Annotated in this window: 20 protein-coding genes and 1 pseudogene; 11 read left to right on the plus strand and 10 right to left on the minus strand. The window is 62.5% G+C overall.

Features of this window, described 5'->3' with window-relative positions; genetic code table 11:
- Position 1: 1 nt before the first annotated feature.
- Positions 2-544, minus strand: a complete 543-nt coding sequence (locus tag DBIPINDM_RS37950; RefSeq protein ID WP_258584064.1) for a DUF2314 domain-containing protein — start codon at positions 542-544, stop codon at positions 2-4.
- Between the two features lie 235 nt (positions 545-779).
- Between DBIPINDM_RS37950 and DBIPINDM_RS37955 the strand changes: the two genes are divergently transcribed.
- Positions 780-968 (plus strand): hypothetical protein, encoded by a 189-nt coding sequence (locus DBIPINDM_RS37955; RefSeq protein WP_172229366.1) that lies wholly within the window; start codon positions 780-782, stop codon positions 966-968.
- 58 nt (positions 969-1026) lie between these two features.
- On the opposite strand, the gene DBIPINDM_RS37960 is transcribed toward DBIPINDM_RS37955, so the two are convergent.
- A complete protein-coding gene (locus DBIPINDM_RS37960) occupies positions 1027-2115 on the minus strand; it encodes a GH25 family lysozyme (RefSeq protein WP_258584066.1) in 1089 nt (362 codons plus the stop codon).
- A 236-nt stretch (positions 2116-2351) separates the two neighbouring features.
- Here DBIPINDM_RS37960 and DBIPINDM_RS37965 point away from each other — a divergent pair, with 236 nt between their 5' ends.
- On the plus strand, positions 2352-3329 hold the full coding sequence (locus DBIPINDM_RS37965) for a DUF1402 family protein (RefSeq protein ID WP_258584068.1): 978 nt from the start codon (positions 2352-2354) through the stop codon (positions 3327-3329).
- Positions 3330-3354: 25 nt separating this feature from the next.
- Entirely contained in the window at positions 3355-3975 is a 621-nt protein-coding gene (locus DBIPINDM_RS37970; protein WP_258584069.1) for a DedA family protein, read from the plus strand.
- Here the strand turns inward: DBIPINDM_RS37970 and DBIPINDM_RS37975 are convergent.
- From DBIPINDM_RS37975 to DBIPINDM_RS37985, 3 genes are all read right to left on the minus strand, one after another.
- Complete coding sequence (locus DBIPINDM_RS37975) at positions 3972-4763, minus strand: phosphodiester glycosidase family protein (RefSeq protein ID WP_258584070.1); 792 nt, start codon at positions 4761-4763, stop codon at positions 3972-3974. The genes DBIPINDM_RS37970 and DBIPINDM_RS37975 overlap by 4 nt on opposite strands.
- A gap of 116 nt (positions 4764-4879) precedes the next feature.
- Positions 4880-5506 (minus strand): transglutaminase-like cysteine peptidase, encoded by a 627-nt coding sequence (locus DBIPINDM_RS37980; RefSeq protein ID WP_258584071.1) that lies wholly within the window; start codon positions 5504-5506, stop codon positions 4880-4882.
- Between the two features lie 135 nt (positions 5507-5641).
- Positions 5642-6514 (minus strand): undecaprenyl-diphosphate phosphatase, encoded by an 873-nt coding sequence (locus DBIPINDM_RS37985; protein ID WP_258584072.1) that lies wholly within the window; start codon positions 6512-6514, stop codon positions 5642-5644.
- A gap of 183 nt (positions 6515-6697) precedes the next feature.
- On the opposite strand from DBIPINDM_RS37985, the gene DBIPINDM_RS37990 reads away from it, so the two are divergent.
- Positions 6698-7603, plus strand: coding sequence for a hypothetical protein (locus DBIPINDM_RS37990; protein WP_258584074.1), 906 nt, complete (start codon positions 6698-6700; stop codon positions 7601-7603).
- 8 nt (positions 7604-7611) lie between these two features.
- Here DBIPINDM_RS37990 and DBIPINDM_RS37995 read toward each other — a convergent pair whose 3' ends face one another.
- Both DBIPINDM_RS37995 and DBIPINDM_RS38000 read right to left on the minus strand, forming a co-directional pair.
- Entirely contained in the window at positions 7612-7824 is a 213-nt protein-coding gene (locus DBIPINDM_RS37995; RefSeq protein WP_258584075.1) for a hypothetical protein, read from the minus strand.
- Between the two features lie 162 nt (positions 7825-7986).
- The gene (locus tag DBIPINDM_RS38000; RefSeq protein ID WP_258584077.1) at positions 7987-8385 is read right to left on the minus strand and encodes a GFA family protein; all 399 of its coding nucleotides are present in this window, start codon (positions 8383-8385) and stop codon (positions 7987-7989) included.
- 113 nt (positions 8386-8498) lie between these two features.
- Here DBIPINDM_RS38000 and DBIPINDM_RS38005 point away from each other — a divergent pair, with 113 nt between their 5' ends.
- Positions 8499-9527 carry an isopenicillin N synthase family dioxygenase gene (locus DBIPINDM_RS38005; RefSeq protein ID WP_258584083.1) on the plus strand — a complete coding sequence of 343 codons (1029 nt, stop codon included), beginning with the start codon at positions 8499-8501 and terminating at the stop codon, positions 9525-9527.
- A 33-nt stretch (positions 9528-9560) separates the two neighbouring features.
- Here the strand turns inward: DBIPINDM_RS38005 and DBIPINDM_RS38010 are convergent, their stop codons facing one another.
- Together DBIPINDM_RS38010 and DBIPINDM_RS38015 are read right to left on the minus strand one after the other, a co-directional pair.
- Positions 9561-10046 carry an SRPBCC family protein gene (locus tag DBIPINDM_RS38010; RefSeq protein WP_258584087.1) on the minus strand — a complete coding sequence of 162 codons (486 nt, stop codon included), beginning with the start codon at positions 10044-10046 and terminating at the stop codon, positions 9561-9563.
- Between the two features lie 121 nt (positions 10047-10167).
- On the minus strand, positions 10168-10416 hold the full coding sequence (locus DBIPINDM_RS38015; protein ID WP_008875526.1) for a ParB N-terminal domain-containing protein: 249 nt from the start codon (positions 10414-10416) through the stop codon (positions 10168-10170).
- A gap of 163 nt (positions 10417-10579) precedes the next feature.
- Between DBIPINDM_RS38015 and DBIPINDM_RS38020 the strand changes: the two genes are divergently transcribed.
- On the plus strand, positions 10580-10996 hold the full coding sequence (locus DBIPINDM_RS38020) for an acyl-CoA thioesterase (RefSeq protein WP_258584090.1): 417 nt from the start codon (positions 10580-10582) through the stop codon (positions 10994-10996).
- Between the two features lie 15 nt (positions 10997-11011).
- Here DBIPINDM_RS38020 and DBIPINDM_RS38025 read toward each other — a convergent pair whose 3' ends face one another.
- Positions 11012-11971, minus strand: coding sequence for a LysR family transcriptional regulator (locus tag DBIPINDM_RS38025; RefSeq protein ID WP_258584091.1), 960 nt, complete (start codon positions 11969-11971; stop codon positions 11012-11014).
- Positions 11972-12107: 136 nt separating this feature from the next.
- On the opposite strand from DBIPINDM_RS38025, the gene DBIPINDM_RS38030 reads away from it, so the two are divergent.
- From DBIPINDM_RS38030 to DBIPINDM_RS38050, 5 genes and pseudogenes are all read left to right on the plus strand, one after another.
- Positions 12108-12890: an ABC transporter substrate-binding protein gene (locus DBIPINDM_RS38030; RefSeq protein WP_258584092.1), complete on the plus strand. Its 783-nt coding sequence runs from the start codon at positions 12108-12110 to the stop codon at positions 12888-12890.
- A 65-nt stretch (positions 12891-12955) separates the two neighbouring features.
- Positions 12956-13602 (plus strand): annotated as a pseudogene (locus DBIPINDM_RS38035) (amino acid ABC transporter permease).
- 12 nt (positions 13603-13614) lie between these two features.
- On the plus strand, positions 13615-14274 hold the full coding sequence (locus DBIPINDM_RS38040) for an amino acid ABC transporter permease (protein WP_258584096.1): 660 nt from the start codon (positions 13615-13617) through the stop codon (positions 14272-14274).
- Positions 14271-15035, plus strand: coding sequence for an amino acid ABC transporter ATP-binding protein (locus DBIPINDM_RS38045; RefSeq protein ID WP_318036920.1), 765 nt, complete (start codon positions 14271-14273; stop codon positions 15033-15035). Before DBIPINDM_RS38040 ends, DBIPINDM_RS38045 begins: the two co-directional genes overlap by 4 nt.
- Before the next feature lie 8 nt (positions 15036-15043).
- Positions 15044-16684 carry a N,N-dimethylformamidase beta subunit family domain-containing protein gene (locus tag DBIPINDM_RS38050; protein ID WP_258584097.1) on the plus strand — a complete coding sequence of 547 codons (1641 nt, stop codon included), beginning with the start codon at positions 15044-15046 and terminating at the stop codon, positions 16682-16684.
- The last annotated feature ends 1 nt before the right edge of the window (position 16685 follow it).

The following is a 16685-nucleotide window of genomic DNA, read 5'->3' on the forward strand; positions in this document are numbered from 1 at the left end:
CTCAATCCTTGAACGTGATGCCGTACTGCGCGGCCTTGTCCCTGGGCATGTCGACCAGCGCCTGGCGTACGGTGTAGCCGCCATAGACGTCACCGCCATTCCTCACCATCCAGTCCTCGACATCGGCCTCGGCCACGGCCATTTCGTCGCCCATCTTGTACTTGTTGCCGTTGACCGGGACATCGGCGAGCAAGCCGATGAATTTGCCGTTGCCAAAGCCGACCAGCTGCATCCAGATATGCTCGGTGGCGCCGTTCTGGGTCAGCGGAAATTTCACCGTGTAGGTACCGGGCGTAGCGGCATCGATCAGTTGGTGGAAGCGCGGCAGCGTCTCGTGGCCGGCCTTCTTGGCTGCCTGCATGGCCTGATCAGCGGTGGAATAGGCGACGACGTTTTCCTTGATCGGGCGCGGCGACATCGGCAAGGCGCCGGGTGCGGCCTCCGGGATCGCTATAGGCTTGCTGTCAGGCATATGCCCGAGCGTGTTGAAAGCCCCGTAGCCAAGGGCGGCCACAAAAGCGACCGCCAGAACCGGATTGCGCATCGACCCCTCCACGCCTTAATCACGTGGATGTTACCGGGCGGACGTTGCAACACCGCTAAGGAACAACATGAGCGGTTGGTTAGCAAAACTCTGAAATTACCGCCGAAAGTTGCAAGCCCGGACATGGGGGAGTGCTGCCGGACAAAATGCATTGCGGAAGGGTAATTTGACGGCCGAACCGATCGGCTTAAAAAGGGCTGGAGACATCCTCGAGACAGCAAGTCGGGAGACGGGCATGAGCGATGAAGCCGACGATGACAACGACATCGTGAACCAGCTCGCCTATGTCAGGGCCGATCCAACCCAGCACGATACGCTGACGCTACTGACCATGATCGACGCGGCGCTTGCCGAGATCATGAGCTTGAGGGCGAGGTTGCGGCTGAGCGAGGAACGGAATGGCGGGAGCCGCCAGCTCCAATGAGGGTCAGCCCGAGGCGACACTGAGGGACTGGGGCGGTTCACCGTTTCACGGCGAAGCCCTAATCCACGTCAGCCATCATCTGCCGGCCACCGCCGCCGGCCCAGGCGCGCCATTGCCGCTCGTCGCCATGGAAGACGTTGAGGTCGATGCGTCCGGTCACGCCATGCGACAGGCCGGAGCCGGAATATTGCCAGAACAGCCATTTGCGGTCGGGATAGACCTTTGACGGGTGCCGTGCCACCGCGCGCACCCAGAAGGGGTAGTCGAAAAAGGCGCCCTGGAGATTATCGCGGTAGAAGTCAGGCGATGTGTAGATAATGGGCCGCTGGCCGTAGTGACGCTCCAGCTTGTCCATGAACACCTGCATCTTCTCCAGCACCTTTTCGCGTGATGGGCGCCGCTTGCAGGAGGAATCGCCGTTCCACTCGACGTCGATCACCGGCGGCAGCGCGCCGTCGACCTTCGGCACGTTGCGGATGAACCAGTCGGCCTGCTCGCTGGCGACGCGGCACCAATAGAAGAAATGGTAAGCGCCGCGCTTCAGCCCGGCGGCGTCGGCGCCGCGCCAGTTTTTCATGAACATCGGATCGAGATGGTCGCCGCCATCGGTCGCCTTGATATAGGCGAAGTTGGCGCCCTGTGCGCGCAGCTTCCCCCAGTTGACGTCGCCTTGCCAGCGCGAGACATCGACGCCGTGGACAGCGAGATGCCTGGGCGATGACCGGCCGAAATTGATCGGCTTGGCGTCGCGAAAGCCGTAACGCATGATCGACCCGGCAAACATGGGCGGCCCATTGCGGCTCAATAGCTTCGACGGCGACACCAGCGCAGCCGCTTCAACCGGCGGCTCGGCACTGTCGGGCAGCTCAGGACTGTCGGGCAGTTCAGGTGTCGCAAGCATCGCCGTTTCTTCTTCCGCCAGGCCAAAAGGCCGAGCAGGTTCGTCCACGGGCGCTGCCTCGGCCAGCTTGCGTGCTTTGGCCTTGGCCACAGGGACGGATGCGATCGGCGCGCTTGGCCGCACCACCGAGCTGGTGGTCTCGTTCGACGGCTGTTGCATATCGAGCGCGTCCATGCCCGATGTCGACGAGCAGCCGGCAAGGCACAGCGCTGCGATCACGAAACTGACGACGCCTGGTAACCGCATCTGGACCTGTACTCAAAACACAACAGACCGAAGGCGACAGCCGACGGACAACCAAGCCAGTTATGAACGAGAAATTACCAATAAAGTTTGAATCAAGTTTTTTACCATGACTGTGACCCGTTTCAGACATTCGCCGTCGACGGCCGGCCAAGCCTTGACAGCGCCATGATGTGGCTGTTGAGACGGATATGCGGCGTTTGCCGCCGGCATTTCCAGCGATCCCAAAAAGGCGTCCGATGATTGCGTTGCAGCGGCTTCTCCTGGTCCCCCTGCTCGCGGCCCTCTCCTGCGGCGGCGCGCTTATGGCCGCGCATGCCAGCGCACTGGTCGTCGTCCCTCCCGGCAATCGCTCCGAGACGCAACCGACGATCCCGGATGCATCGGCGACGCGAACCCGCGCCTTCAAGACCACCTACGCGGAAAAATACGAGAAGATCGTCGCGCTGCTGAAGCGCGAGAAGAAACTGGTGGCGCATATCAAGCAGGTGGCGGCGGCTTACGATATCGACCCCATCCATATCGTCGGCGCGCTGGTCGGCGAACATACCTACAATGTGACCGCTGTCGGTTCGGTCCAGACCTATTATGTGAAAGCCCTGTCCTATTCCGGCCTCGACTTTGCCTTCCGCTACAAGGGCGTGCCGGTGCAGACCTTTGTCCAGCGGCCGGAATTCGCGGCCTGCGCCGAGGCCAAGGACAGTGCCGCCCTGTGGAGCTGCCGCGACAGTGTCTGGGTCGAACACTTCCGCGGCAAGACGGTCGATGGCGTCACCTACGATGCAATGACCTTCCAACAGGCGTTCTTCCAGCCCTTCTTTGCCGGCCAGACATTCGGCCTCGGCCAGATCAGCCCACTGACCGCGCTCGAAGTGACCGACCTGGTCAACAAGGTCAGCGGCTACGACAGACTGACGCCGGATCATCCGCAGGCGATCTATCGCGATGTCATGGATCCCGACCGCAGCATCGTCTACATCGCCGCGATCGTGCGCGACGCCATCGACGCCTACAAGGAACAGGGTTTCGACATATCGGGCAATCCGGGCATCACGGCCACGCTCTACAATGTCGGCCAGCCCCGGCAGCGGGCGGCCGATTTGCGCGCGGCGGTGGCCGGCGGCAAGGGCCGCAAACTCCCGGTCGAAAATTATTACGGCTGGCTCGTCAACGACAAGCTCGACGAACTCAGAAGCCTGCTCGACAGCGGCAGCTGAGAAACGCTTTTAACAGGGAGCCTGCGTGCAGTCGTTCATCGACCAGAGCGTTTGTTTCATCGAGAACCATCAGGCCTGGGCCGGCCTCGTGGTCGGGCTGCTGGCCTTTGGCGAGTCGCTGGTGCTGGTCGGCATCCTCTTGCCTGGCACCACGGTGCTCATCATCGTCGGCGGCCTGGTGGGGGCCGGCATCGTACAGCCTCTGCCGGTACTTCTCGGTGCGATGATCGGGGCGGCGCTTGGCGATACCATCTCCTACTTCCTCGGCAGATGGCTGGGGCGCGGTGTCGTCCACAAATGGCCACTCAACCGCTACCGCCGCGAGGTCGCCAGGGCGCGCCTGTTCTTTCACCGTTATGGTTTTGCAGCGGTTTTCATCGGCCGCTTCTTCGGCCCGGTCCGCGCCACCGTGCCGTTGGTCGCAGGCATGATGGGCATGCACCGGCGCCGCTTCCAGATCGCTAACATTCTGTCGGCGATCATCTGGGCTCCGGTCGTGCTGTCGCCGGGATGGCTGGTGGCCAAGGGCGCCGGCAGCATCCCCGAGCTCGATGTGACCAGCCTGTTCGGATTGGCGGCGATCGCCGTGGTCGCCTTGATCGTCATCGCGGTGATCGTTTTCAAGCTTCGGAGCGCTCGAGCCTAACCCCTCCTTCTGAACACCCCGATCATCGGCCCCAGATTCCAGTAATCATCGTTGCGGCCAATCGCGGGCGCGAACAGGCTCGATATCGTGCCATCGAGAAACAGCGCATTGTCGCAGCCGAGCGCATCGCGGAACAGCCGGGCGAATGCGTGGAAATTCACCGTGCCGTTCGAAATGGCAAAGACCGCGACACCGTCCTTGCGCACACCGACGCCATCGCGGGTCTTGCGCGAGGTGCCGTCGGACTGGAATTTCGGATGAAGCTGGCCGTCGATCACCAGCATCGGCCCGGATTGCGTGGCATAATCGGTGGATGGTCGCTTCCTGACGAAGTCTCTGGTCGCCCGAACGACAGCCTTGCCGGCGCTGATGTAGAAGATGCCATTTGGCTGCAGCGAGAAATTGCCGCTTCCCGATCCCGTCTTCACACCGGCCATCTCCTGGCCGCGTTCGACATAGAAGCCGACCGGCCTGAGATCGGGATGATACATGCCGCCATTGATGGCGAACAGCATCGTGCGGCCGGCCGCGCGCTGGGCGTTGTCGAGATTGTGCAGCGACTGAAAGGGCTTGCCGGCCGGATCCTTCCAGAACAGTTCGATCGAATACAGTTTCGGATCGACCTCGCAGATGAGATAGCTGGTCGCCTCGAAGGCGAAGTCACGGCACGGTGGCACCGCCACGAACCATTGGCCGAATGCCATCGCGGTGGCGACCGCCTGCGGCAGCGCAGCCTTGACCAGGCCCAGCAGCAGGGGCGCCGAGTTGAAAAGCGTCAGAAAATCCATGCGCCTATCCGATTGCCAGCTTCAACGAGCGGCCGTGGATAGCACCGTCGACCGGCACTATGAAGACCGGTTCGGGGAGCATGGATCAGTATGTGGGGCAGCGGCCGGGCGAGGAGCTATTTGACTGAGCTGACCAGCTGTTCGTCGCCACCAAGAATGGAAACCCAGTGCCCGGTGTTGTCGCTCGCCTGCCTTTTCAGGTAGCGATAGCTCGTCTGGTTCCAGAGGCGGACCTTGTCGGTCAGATTGTCGAGGATGAAGTCGCCCTTGTCGGTTCGCACCGTCAGCACGGCGTGGCCTTCGCCATCCGGTTTGCGAACCACCGTCATCAAAAGATTGGCCACCGCAATACCCAGGCTGTTGAGTTCTCGCCGCTTTTCCAGCGCGTAGTCCTCACAGTCACCAAAGCCGTTGTCGGGATAGGCCCACCACTCGTCCTTGCCGTAATTGTCCATGTCGCTCATCGGCTTGACGCGCGTGTTGACCGAGAGATTTACGGCCGAGATATCGTGCAGCAGTTTGCTGGTCAGATGTTCCGGTACGCTGTTGGGCGAGCGGATCGAGCATTCGGCGACGTGGATCTTGCAAAAATCATAGTGGCCGATCGGCTGCGAGGTCGAGCCGCCGACAACCATGGAAGCAGGCGCGGCATAGGCGGAACCCGCCGCCAAACAGAAAGCGGTGACGGCAACCGCCAGCCCCAACCCCTTCGCCTTGCGGCGCCAACCCATCGAGGATGCCATCCGGCCCCACCCATCTGTTTTGTTAACAGAATGTTAAGGGCTGTTATCTTCCGAAGTCAATGAACCCGGCCGATCACATCTCCGCGGGCCGGTGCATGCATCCAAGTGGTTGCCCGCGCGCAACACTGGCCCTGGTCAAGCCAGCCATCCCATCGCCACGCCCAGCAGCAGCACGACGCCGAGCAGGCCACGGTAGATGACGAAGGGCCAGGCAGAGAAGCGTTCCAGCACGCGCATCAGGCCCCAGATGGCGAAGAAGGCGGAGAGCGAGGCGACGACCAGCCCGGTGGCCAGAACCGACCAGCCATGAGCGTCGAGGTGAACCTTGTGCAGTTCCCACAGCTCCTTGAGGCCGGCAAGCGCGATTGCGGGCAGCCCGAGCAGAAACGAGAAGCGGGCCGCCTCGGCCCGCTTGAAGCCGAGCCCGAGTGCTGCCGTCAAGGTCGAACCCGAGCGCGAGACGCCGGGTATCAGCGCGCCGATCTGGGCCACGCCGACAAGCAGTGCGTCGGCCAACGACGCTTCCGCCATGGTGCGCTTGTGGCGGGCGAAAAGCTCGGCGAGCGCCAGCAGGATCGCCATGGCGATGCAGGCCCAGCCGATCACGCTCAGGCTGCGCAGCGGCGAATTGCAGGCGTTGAGCACACCCGACAGCGCGACGCCGGCAATGACGATCGGGATCGTCGCCAGCACGATCCAGGAAGCCAGCCGGAAATGCCGGTCGGCGAAGTCGCGTCGCGTGAGAGCGTCGAGCGAGCCGAACAGGAGATCCCTGACGTCGCCCCAGAAATAGCTGATCACGGCGGCAAGGGCGGCAAGCTGCATGGCGGCGGAGAAGGCCGAGCCCGGATCCTGCCAGCCGAGCACCGCCGGCACGATGCGCATATGGGCCGTCGAGGAAATCGGCAGCAATTCGGTGATGCCCTGCACCAGGCCGAGAAAGGCGACCTTGGCATATCCCAGGCCGACGAAGCCGGTGTCTACGCCTTGAGTGCAGATGTCAGCCATATCGAGCCTTTCTGTCGAACAATCATGAGGGGGCAATCCCCGCCGAGCAATAGTCTGGCGATCCCCGGAATCCTATTTACGGATTTGTAAGTTTACGGATTTGTAAGGCGCCGCTTGACAAGCCGCGCATTCATATTATTCTTCGCTAATCTTACACTGTAAGATAAATGACGGAGGAGAGCCATGCTGACCGCCCTGTCAGAACTGCAGCCCCTGCCCGAACCGCACCCGCCTGGCATCGCGATCAAGGATGTCTCGCGCGACCTCAGCCGTATTATCGAGCGCGCCGAGGTGAACGCCTGGCTCGACCTCTATGCCGCCGCGCCGGCCGATTTCGCCGCAAGGCAAGGCCTTTCGATCGCGGGAGAAGGCGACCTCACCTGGACCACCTGCACGACGATCCCGTTCGTCCATTTCAACTGCGTGAAGAATTTCGGCGTCGACAGCCCGGCCTCCGAAAGCCAGCTCGACGCGCTGCTCGCGCACTACCGCGCCGCCGGCATTTCGCGGCCCTGGTTTTATGTCAATCCACACGCCGAACCGTCACGCCTCAGATGCTGGCTCGAGGCGCGCGGCCTGCAGCGCCAGGGCGGCTGGGAGCGGATTTATCGCGAGGCGGAACCGCTGTCATCCGAGCCGCTCTTCATGGCTGACGGGGTTTCAGTCGAACGCGTGACGAAGGCATCGGCAAGCGAATGGGCCGGCTTCATCGACAGAAGCTACCGGCTGCCCACCTCACCCTGGCTGCTGGCTCTGGTCGGCCGACAGGGCTGGCATCACTACATGGCCAGGCGGGATGGCGCAGTGGCGGCGGTGCGCTCGCTGTTCATCGGCGCCGACGGCGCGGCCTGGAGCGGCATCGAAGCTCCGGTGCCGGGCATCATGGCGCCGAGCTTCGATCTCGACGCGATGCTTGGAGAAGCGCTGGTGCGCGACGGGATTGCGGCCGGCGCGAAACTGTTCGTCGCCGACATCGAGGCGCCGCACGAGGAGCGCAACGGCCCGGCCTATCGCAACTATGCTCGCCTGGGCTTCAGAATCGCCTATTTCCGCAGCCATTACAGCTATTTGCCGGCCAGCTCCAACTGACCGTGCGCCTAACTGCGCAGCCATTGCTGGAAACAACTTTTGGCCACTATATGGGCCGGCGGAACGACCGGCTGATCGGCGCGTGCGTCATCGGGCGCCCGGTTGCGAACCCTTTCGAGCAGCATGCGTACCTGTTCCGGGCGCACACGGTCGCGCTCCATGACAAGCAGGACCATCGGATCGCTCAAAAGCTCGTCCAGGGTGCTGATGCTGTCGTTCATCCGTCGTCTCCTCGAATGCCGGCCCGCGCAGCATAGATAGGAAGACAATGATGGCTCGCCAATGACGTTTTGCCGGCTATCGCGTGTTGATTTGGATTAAATTTTGGTCATGGGCGCGCGCTTCCTTTTCCCCCTGGGTCCCTAGAGGAGAAGGAAGAAACTTCAACCTGGCGGCGGAGCGCCTTCATGTTGCGGCAGGCCGTCATCGAGCACCACCCAAGGCTGCTTCGAGGCGGTGAAAATGTGCATCTGCGGCCTGAAGACCGTGGGATCATCAAGCGAACCGGTGGTGATGCCGATGATGCCGGCCGAATCGCGCCGCGAAAACATCGTCGTGCCGCAGCTCGGGCAAAAACCGCGCTTGAGATCGGGCGAGGTGTTCACCGTCGCTAATGGCCCCTCGATCGTCACATCATCGATGCGAAACAGCACGCGCGCGTTGAAGGCGGCGCCGATCGCCCTCTGGCAAAGCCGGCAATGGCAGATGCGTTCGTTGATGGGAGCCGCTTCGGTGCTGTAGCGCACCGCTCCGCACAGGCACCCGCCCTGATGTTTAGCCATCGCCTTGATCCATGATGAGGAGAATAAGTGACAAGGTAGTCGCACGGCCGACAGGGTCAATTGAATAGCTTTGATACAATGCCATCGATAATCGGAATGCGATGGAGTTCACTGTGGCGCAAGACATCGAAACCATCGGCATTGCGGATCTGTTCGGGCCGCCCTCGACCGCCCGCGACCGCGCCGACGCCCGCATCATGGCTGCTGCCTCGGGGATCGGTTTTATGGCGGTCCGGGATTTTCCCGGCGACGCCTGGCTGACGCCGGACGGCAGAGCGCAATTGCTGCACATCTTCGCCCTTCCCGACACCGAGAAGCAGAAATTGCTGCGCTGGAATTTCGATCGCACCAGGAAGAATGTCTATCGCGGCTGGTTCCCGCTGCAGCCGGCAGCCGTTTCCTACAAGGAAGGCATCGACATGGGGCCGGATATCGCTGATGCAGCCGGCGTTTCGGCATCCGACGATCCGTTGTGCGAGCCGACGCCCTTGCCGGCCGAGGACGCCCTGCCTGGCTGGCGCACGGCTGCGGCGGATTATTATCGGGCGATGGGGATGGTCGGCAACGCGCTGATGCGGTCGATCGCACGCGGGCTTGGACTACCGGAAACGATCTTCGATCCCTATTTCGAGGATGGCATCTCGACGCTGCGCCTGATCCGCTATCCCTTGCGCGACGCCAATGCCGGTGTCGACATCAGCGGGCCCGACTTCTCGGTGGTCCACAAGGGGGAGACACGCACCATCATCGGCCGCGAGCATGCCGATTCCGGTTTCGTCACCTTGCTGGCGCAGGACGGCGTCGAGGGTTTGCAGGCAAAAAACCTCGCAGGCGAATGGATCGACGTGCCGCCTGCCAACGGCACGCTGGCGGTCAATTTCGGCCAGTTGCTGGAGCGCTGGACCGGTGGACGTGTGCGGGCGACGCGGCATCGGGTGATCGCGCCGAAGACAATTCGGTTTTCGATCCCGTTTTTCTATGAGCCACGTGTCGACGCCGAGATCGCGCCACTGCCACTGAGCGGCACTGAGCCTTTCGAGCCGTTTCTCTATGGCGACTACCTCTGGGAGTCGGCGACAAACTTTGTCGAGATGAGCGGCATCAAGCATTTGCGTGAGCCACGCCGCGCCAGGGCTTCCTAAGCGGGGCGCGGTCGTCGTCAGGGCGATCCGATTTCAAAGCGTCTTGGCGAGGTCTTCGAGCTGGTCGGTGCACTGGCCCCAACCCACATGAAAACCCATCGCCTCGTGCTGTTCGCGGTCGGCGACACTCCAATGCCGGACGCGCGCGATGTAGCGGGTCTTGCCCTCGCCTTCGTCCTCGAAGGTCAGCACGCCGGTCATGAACGGCTTTTCCGATGGCTCCCATGCCTGCGTGTAGGCATCGGTGAAGATGATCTTCTTGCCGGGAATGACTTCCAGGAAGACGCCGGGGTTGGGGAATTCATTGCCGTCCGGGCCGGCCATGATGACAAGGCTCGAGCCGCCGGTGCGCACATCCATTTCGGCCCGCGGCGTCGTCCACGGCTTTGGCGCGAACCACTGCGTGATCAGCTTCGGGTCGGTCCAGCAGCGATAGACGTTCTCGCGCGGCGCATCGATGATGCGGGCGACAACCAGTTCGCGGTCATTGGCGGGGGCGATGTCGAGCTTGGTGGTCACGGTGGTCTCCTCGGTTTGATCTGACTTCCGCCCAAGGACGAGCCGGCAGAACGCAACCCGACATGGCCGGCGAAAAAATTCTGGAGATTATGCGCTGGGGGAACCGCGAACCGAGCCCGCGTCAGTGGCGCTTGGCTTGCACCAGATAGGCGTCGATCTCGGTCTCGCCGAGCCACTTGGCCGCTTCCAGGCGATGCAGGCCTTCGACGAGGATATGGCGCTTGCCGTCGTGGCGGACCTGGATCGGCGTCTTCATGCCGTTCTCCAGAATGTCCTCGGCGAGATGGCGGACGGTCTCGGGGTGCAGCGTCTTCTTCCGCGCCGTCGGTACGTAGATGTCGTCGACCTTGACCTTTTGCACTCTGAGCATGCCTGTCCCCGTGGCGGAGATGCCGCCTCCCCTGAGATAGTCGGTTTGCTGAAGGCGGCCAAGGGCGCGGCTAACGAATACCGGGCCTAAGGAGCCGGTTTGCCTGTCGTCGCGCATTTCGATATGGCGTCTCGCGATCGTCAACGAAGGCGCGGAACTTCCCATGAGCAAATCTCTCGTCACCTTTGTCGGCGTCGCGCATCCCTGGATGTGCGATGTGATGGGACACATGAATGTGCGCCATTACGCGGCGATGTTCGACGATGCCAGTTTCCAGCTTCTTGGCCATATCGCCGGACAGGATGGCAGCCAGGCTGCGGCAACCGGATGGGCCGATGTGCGCGCCGAAATCGACTATCGCCATGAAACGAAAGCCGGCTCGCTGATCACCATCCGCTCGCATGTGGTGAAGATCGGCCGCACCTCCGTCACCTTCGAACAGGTCATGTCGGGATCGCTCGACGGCATCGTCCATGCATCGAGCCGGACCACCAGCGTGCGCTTCGACCTTGTCGCGCGTGCCTCCGTGGCGCTGGATGAGCCGATGCGCGACCGTGCGGCAGCCTACCTCGTCGAATAGGCCGGCTTCCGCCGTTCAACCGTTGTAGATGCGCTCCTCAAACGGCGTCTCGGCGATCAGCGCCTGCAGCCCCGACAGCAGCGCCTTCTCGGCCCGATTCATCGCCTTGTCGGGATTGGTGAGCAGGAAGATATCGATAGCCGGCGGCGCATCGTAGGGCGGCAGCCGCCATAGCATGCCATCGGCCACGTCGCGTTGCGCCACATGCAGCGGCAGCGGCCCGATACCGAGCCCGGCGACGATCATGCGCCGTACTTCCTCCAGGCTCGAGGAGACGCCGACGACATCGGCGTTCAGCCGGGCTTCGCTGCGCAGCAAGGCGACCGGTCGCAGCGCGTCCGAAATATGATCGGTCTGGAAGGAGACCGAGGGCTCGCCCTTCAGATCTGCCAGCGTCAGTCCGGTCTTTCCATAAAGCCTGTGCTGCGGACCGCAGAAGAAGCCGAAGAATTCACGGTAGACCATCGCATAATCCAGCGCCGGATCACGCTGGCTGACGAGGCAGATGCCGAAGGAGGCGCGGCGTTCCCGCACCTGCTTGGCGACTTCCGTGCTTGCCGAAACCGAAATGGTGATGCTGGCGCGCGGGTAATTGCGATGAAACTCCGCCAGCGCCCGATCGAACAGCGGCGAGACGACATGGCTTGCGGTGGCGATCATGACGTGGCCGGTCACGTCGTCGCTGATCCCCCGCATCAAGAGCGGCAGCTGCGATATCGAGCCGAACACCTCGACGCTCTGCTCATAGATAAGCCGCCCGACCTCGGTGAGCTCGAAGCGTGTCGCATCACGCTCGACCAGCCGCCGGCCAACCCGGTCCTCCAGGCGCCGCAAGGCGTTGCTGACGCTGGGCTGCTTGAGATTGAGCCGCTCGGCGGCACGGGTGATGCTCTTCACTTCGGCGATGACGACGAACGTCCGCAGAAGGTTCCAGTCGAGGTCCCAGACCAGACGTTCGGGGCGCGGCAAAGCCATTCCTGAAATCTATGCTCCCTATTCCCATTATCTATTTGCGCAATGCTGGCGCAAAGGCAATCCTTGGCCTCAGGAGAGCGCCCTAACGCCTCCCAAGAACAAGCCTTCGCGCTCCATCCAGAGGACAGAAAATCAGATGAACAGGGTATTTTCCTGCATTGCGGTCACGGCGCTGCTGCTTGCGTCGACCTTCACCACCGTTTCGGCAAGGGCCGACGATCTCGAAAAGATCAAGGCGGCGGGTGAACTGAAAATTTCCATGAGCGGGCAATATCCGCCCTTCAACTTCGTCAACGACCAGAACGAGGTCGTCGGCTTCGACGCCGATATCGGCAAGGCCATTGCCGAGCGCATCGGCGTCAAGGGCACCATCATCACCACGGCCTGGGACGGCATCATCGCCGGCCTGCTCGCCAACAAATACGATACCGTGGTGGGCTCGATGACGATCACGCCCGAACGCGAGAAAGTGGTCGATTTCGTCGGCCCCTACTACCACGCCGGCCGCGCGGTTTTCGTGAATCAGGATTCCAAAGTGCAGAGCCTGGACGACCTCAAGGGCAAGACCCTTGGCGTGACGCTCGGCGAGACGCACGAGAAATGGGCGCGCCAACAGGGCGGCTGGGACATCCGCACCTACAAGGGCCTGCCGGAATTGCTGCTGGAGCTGAAGGCCGGCCGCGTCGACGCCATTGTCGTCGACAACATCCCGGTCATGGTTGCCGTCAAGGAAACCGGAGAGAAGGTGCGCAAGCTCGACACGCCGAACATTGAGGGCGGCAGCGTTGCCATCGGCATCGCCATCCGCAAGGACAATCCGGAGCTCAAGGCCGCCATGCAGAAGGCGCTGGACGGCATGATGGCCGACGGCACCTACGAGAAGATCTCCAAGCAGTGGGTCGGCAGCGACATCCGCTAATTTCCTCGAACCTCAGGCGATGCAAATTCGCCTGAGGCCACGCGCCATTTCTGCTGGGCTGATCCATGGATTTCTCCTTGATGCTGCGCGTCTTCCCTTCTTCGTGGAGACCGCGCTGGTGACGCTGGAACTGACAGCGCTGGCCCTGCTTCTGGGACTGGCCGCGGCAGCACTGGCCGCGACCGCCGGGATGTCGAGGTCCGCTACCCTGCGCGCCGTCGGCACTGCCTATGTCAGCCTGTTTCGCGGCACGCCCTGCCTGATCCAGCTCTTCGTGCTCTATTTCGGCGGCCCGCAGATCGGCATCAATCTGGATCCGTTCGCGGCTGGTGTGATCGGCCTTGGCCTCAACATCGGCGCCTATATGGCGGAATCGATCCGCGGCGCGCTTGTGGCGGTCGACCGGGGCCAGACAGAGGCTGCTCGCACGATCGGCTTCAGCCGTTTCCAGACCTTTCGCAAGGTGGTGTTGCCGCAGGCAGCGCGGCTGATGATAAGGCCGCTCGGCGTCAACACGGTCGCCTTGCTGAAGGGCTCCGCACTGGTGTCGACCATCTCGGTGGTGGAGCTGACCTACACCGCCCAGCGCTTCATCGGCTCCACCTACAAGCCGTTCGAGATCTTCGGCGTCGCGGCCCTGCTCTACATGATCATGGTCTACGCCGTTGCCCGGGTCGTCGACCTGCTCGACAAGCGCTTCGCCATCGTCTGACGGGAGAGCACAATGCAAGGTCTCGATTTCACCGTCGTCCTACCCTACTGGGACCTGCTGTTGACAGGCGCCTGGTGGACCGCCGTGCTGACCGTTTCGGCAGGGGCGCTCAGTTTCGTCTTCGGCATCCTGTTTGCCGTCATCGTGCTCTATGCGCCGGCAATTCTCGCCTATCCCGTGCGCGGCTTCATGTGGCTATTCATGGGCACGCCGCTGCTGCTGCAGCTGTTCCTGATCTATTTCGGCCTGGTGCAGATCGGCATCGACATCCCGGCGCTGGCCGCCGGCATCGTCGGGCTTGGCCTGCACTTTGCCGTCTACAATGCCGACGTCATCCGTGCCGGCATCGTGGCGGTCGACGTCGGCCAGACCGAGGGCGCGCGCAGCATCGGCTTCGGCAAGTGGCGGACGCTGCGCCATGTCGTGATACCGCAAGCCATCCGCAACACGGCACCGCCGATCGGCAGCAACCTGATCGCGCTCTTGAAGGAGTCCTCGATCGTTTCGGTCATCGGCATCGCGGAGCTGGTCCACTCGGCCCAGTTGGCGATCAGCGAAACCTTCCGCCCGTTCGAGTTCTACATCACGGCCGCCGCGCTCTATTACATCTTGAACCTCGTGCTCGAAGCGGCCTTGCATCGGTTTGAAAGACATGTGGAGGTTTCCCGATGAGCACGCAGCGGCCAATGGTCGAGGTCCGCGGCGCACGCAAATCCTTCGGCGTCGTCGAGGTGCTGAAAGGCATAGATTTGTCGGTCGAGCGTGGGCAGATCGTGGCGATCATCGGGCCGAGCGGCTCCGGCAAGAGCACGCTGCTGCGCTCCATCAACCATCTTGAGACGTTGAATGGCGGCGAAGTCTGGCTGGACGGCGTGCAGGTCAACCAGAAGCTGTACGGCCAGGCCTTCGAGCGGCATATCAACAAGGTGCGCCAGCAGATGGGCATGGTGTTCCAGCACTTCAATCTGTTCCCGCACCTGACCGTGATCGAGAACATCACCATGGGGCCGGTGATCCTGAAGGGCATGGCGAAAGCCGACGCCCGGGCCTTGGCGCATGGCCTCTTGTCCAAGGTCGGGCTTGCCGACAAGATCGATGCCTATCCCTCCAGGCTTTCGGGTGGCCAGAAGCAGCGCGTGGCGATTGCCCGTGCGCTGGCGATGCAGCCCAAGGTGATGCTGTTCGACGAAGCCACCTCGGCGCTCGATCCGGAACTGGTCGACGAGGTCAACGCGGTGATGAAACAGCTTGCCGCCGAACACATGACCATGCTCATCGTAACGCATGAGATGCGCTTTGCCGGCGAGGTGGCCGACCGGGTGCTGTTCATGGACGGCGGCGTGGTCGTTGAGGAAGGCCCACCGGCTGACATTTTTCGCGCGCCGCAGAAGGAGCGCACCCGCAGCTTCCTCAAGAAATATCTTTCCGCCTGAGCACGATGATGACCAGATTACCCACGGAATTCCCCGATTTCGGACTGACGCCAGAGCAGCGCCGCCACGCGGTGCGCGGCCACTATTATGAATGGCCAGGCATGGATGGCGAGCGCGGCGAGATCTGGTGCTATAGCGACCATTTTTCCTATCGCGCCGGTGAGACGGTGACGCTGCATGTCAGTTCGACGGCTCCAGCATTCAACATGGTGATCGTTCGTGACGGCGGCACCGAGACGAAAGTGTTCGAGAAATCGGGCATTGCGGCGTGCTGGCAGGACACGCCCGACCAATGTTCCGCTGAGGGTTGCGGCTGGGAAGCCGCCTTCGAATTCCGTGTCGAGAACGACTGGCCGTCCGGTGCCTATCGGGTAACGCTGACTGCCGCTGGCCATGACGGCAAGCCGATCCACAGCCACCATCTTTTCATTGTCTCTCCCCAACCCGGCAGGAAGCCCGGCCGCGTACTGCAGGTGGCGGCGACGGGCACCTGGCTTGCCTACAACACTTTTGGCGGCTCCAACCACTATCAGGGCATTACCGGGCCAAACCGCGACCAGTATTCGCCCATCGTGTCGACGCAACGCCCCTGGTGCCGTGGCTTCGTCGTGCTGCCGAAGGACGCGCCGCGCGTGCCGCTGGAGGTCGCCGTGCCGCCGAAAACAGTGCCGCGCTATCCGCATATGGAATGGGCGCTCGCCACCGGCCATTCGAAGAAATACGCCTCGTCCGGCTGGGCGAGCTACGACAGCCACTTCTTCCGCTTCGCCGAGCGGGCGGGCTATGAAATCGACCTCGCCAGCCAGCACGATCTGCATTTCTCACCTGATATTCTCGACGGTTGCGACTGCGCTGTCTTCGTAGGGCACGACGAGTACTGGACCTGGGAAATGCGCGATGCGGTCGACACTTACGTCGAACGCGGCGGCCATGCGGCGCGTTTTGCCGGCAATTTCATGTGGCAGACGCGGCTGGAGGACGAGGGTCGTCGGCAGGTCTGCTACAAATACCGCGCGCGCAAGGAGGATCCCGTCTATCGCGGCGGCGACGTCACCCGCGCCACCAATTCCTGGGAAGCACCGGAAATCGGCCGACCGGGTTCGGCGACCTTTGGCCTCAACGCGACACGCGGCGTCTATGCCGGCTGGGGCGGCTGCGCGCCGCGCGGCGTGCGCGGTTTCCCGGTCTACCGGCCCGAACACTGGGCCTTTGCCGGCACCGGCATCTATTATGGCGACCTGTTGGGCGCCGACAGCCATGTCTATGGCTATGAGGTTGATGGGCTCGATTTCGAGATCCGCGGCGGCCTGCCCTACCCCACATCAGACAGCGGCGCGCCGGATGGCTTGCAGGTTCTGGCCGTCGGCATGGCTAGCCAAGTTGAGGAAAGCGCCGACATTCCGATCGAGGACCAGTTCCTCACCGACGAGGATGGCCGCTTCACCGCCGAGACTTTGTTCGGCGAGGCGAGCGACGCCAACCTCGAAAAAGTCAAACGCGGCAACGGCATGATCGTTAATTTCCCGCGCGGCAAGGGCGAGGTGTTCCATGCCGGAAGCTGCGAATGGGTCGCCGGCCTGCTAAGACAAGACCCAATGGTCGAACGCGTCACCCAAAATATCCTCGATCGTTACCTCGGAAAGTCCTGAC

Source organism: Mesorhizobium sp. AR02 (assembly GCF_024746835.1).
Classification (GTDB): Bacteria; Pseudomonadota; Alphaproteobacteria; order Rhizobiales; family Rhizobiaceae; genus Mesorhizobium.

Excerpts from the sequence above, each read along its gene's own strand:
- DBIPINDM_RS38015 (WP_008875526.1), bottom strand. The coding sequence starts at position 10,416 with ATGCTCAGAGTGCAAAAGGTCAAGGTCGACGACATCTACGTACCGACG.
- DBIPINDM_RS38050 (WP_258584097.1), top strand. The coding sequence starts at position 15,044 with ATGACCAGATTACCCACGGAATTCCCCGATTTCGGACTGACGCCAGAG.
- DBIPINDM_RS38000 (WP_258584077.1), bottom strand. The coding sequence starts at position 8,385 with ATGGCTAAACATCAGGGCGGGTGCCTGTGCGGAGCGGTGCGCTACAGC.
- DBIPINDM_RS37975 (WP_258584070.1), bottom strand. The coding sequence starts at position 4,763 with ATGGATTTTCTGACGCTTTTCAACTCGGCGCCCCTGCTGCTGGGCCTG.
- DBIPINDM_RS38025 (WP_258584091.1), bottom strand. The coding sequence starts at position 11,971 with ATGGCTTTGCCGCGCCCCGAACGTCTGGTCTGGGACCTCGACTGGAAC.
- DBIPINDM_RS37980 (WP_258584071.1), bottom strand. The coding sequence starts at position 5,506 with ATGGCATCCTCGATGGGTTGGCGCCGCAAGGCGAAGGGGTTGGGGCTG.
- DBIPINDM_RS37955 (WP_172229366.1), top strand. The coding sequence starts at position 780 with ATGAGCGATGAAGCCGACGATGACAACGACATCGTGAACCAGCTCGCC.
- DBIPINDM_RS37965 (WP_258584068.1), top strand. The coding sequence starts at position 2,352 with ATGATTGCGTTGCAGCGGCTTCTCCTGGTCCCCCTGCTCGCGGCCCTC.
- DBIPINDM_RS38045 (WP_318036920.1), top strand. The coding sequence starts at position 14,271 with ATGAGCACGCAGCGGCCAATGGTCGAGGTCCGCGGCGCACGCAAATCC.
- DBIPINDM_RS38040 (WP_258584096.1), top strand. The coding sequence starts at position 13,615 with ATGCAAGGTCTCGATTTCACCGTCGTCCTACCCTACTGGGACCTGCTG.
- DBIPINDM_RS37995 (WP_258584075.1), bottom strand. The coding sequence starts at position 7,824 with ATGAACGACAGCATCAGCACCCTGGACGAGCTTTTGAGCGATCCGATG.
- DBIPINDM_RS37950 (WP_258584064.1), bottom strand. The coding sequence starts at position 544 with ATGCGCAATCCGGTTCTGGCGGTCGCTTTTGTGGCCGCCCTTGGCTAC.
- DBIPINDM_RS38020 (WP_258584090.1), top strand. The coding sequence starts at position 10,580 with ATGAGCAAATCTCTCGTCACCTTTGTCGGCGTCGCGCATCCCTGGATG.
- DBIPINDM_RS37985 (WP_258584072.1), bottom strand. The coding sequence starts at position 6,514 with ATGGCTGACATCTGCACTCAAGGCGTAGACACCGGCTTCGTCGGCCTG.
- DBIPINDM_RS37990 (WP_258584074.1), top strand. The coding sequence starts at position 6,698 with ATGCTGACCGCCCTGTCAGAACTGCAGCCCCTGCCCGAACCGCACCCG.
- DBIPINDM_RS37960 (WP_258584066.1), bottom strand. The coding sequence starts at position 2,115 with ATGCGGTTACCAGGCGTCGTCAGTTTCGTGATCGCAGCGCTGTGCCTT.
- DBIPINDM_RS38030 (WP_258584092.1), top strand. The coding sequence starts at position 12,108 with ATGAACAGGGTATTTTCCTGCATTGCGGTCACGGCGCTGCTGCTTGCG.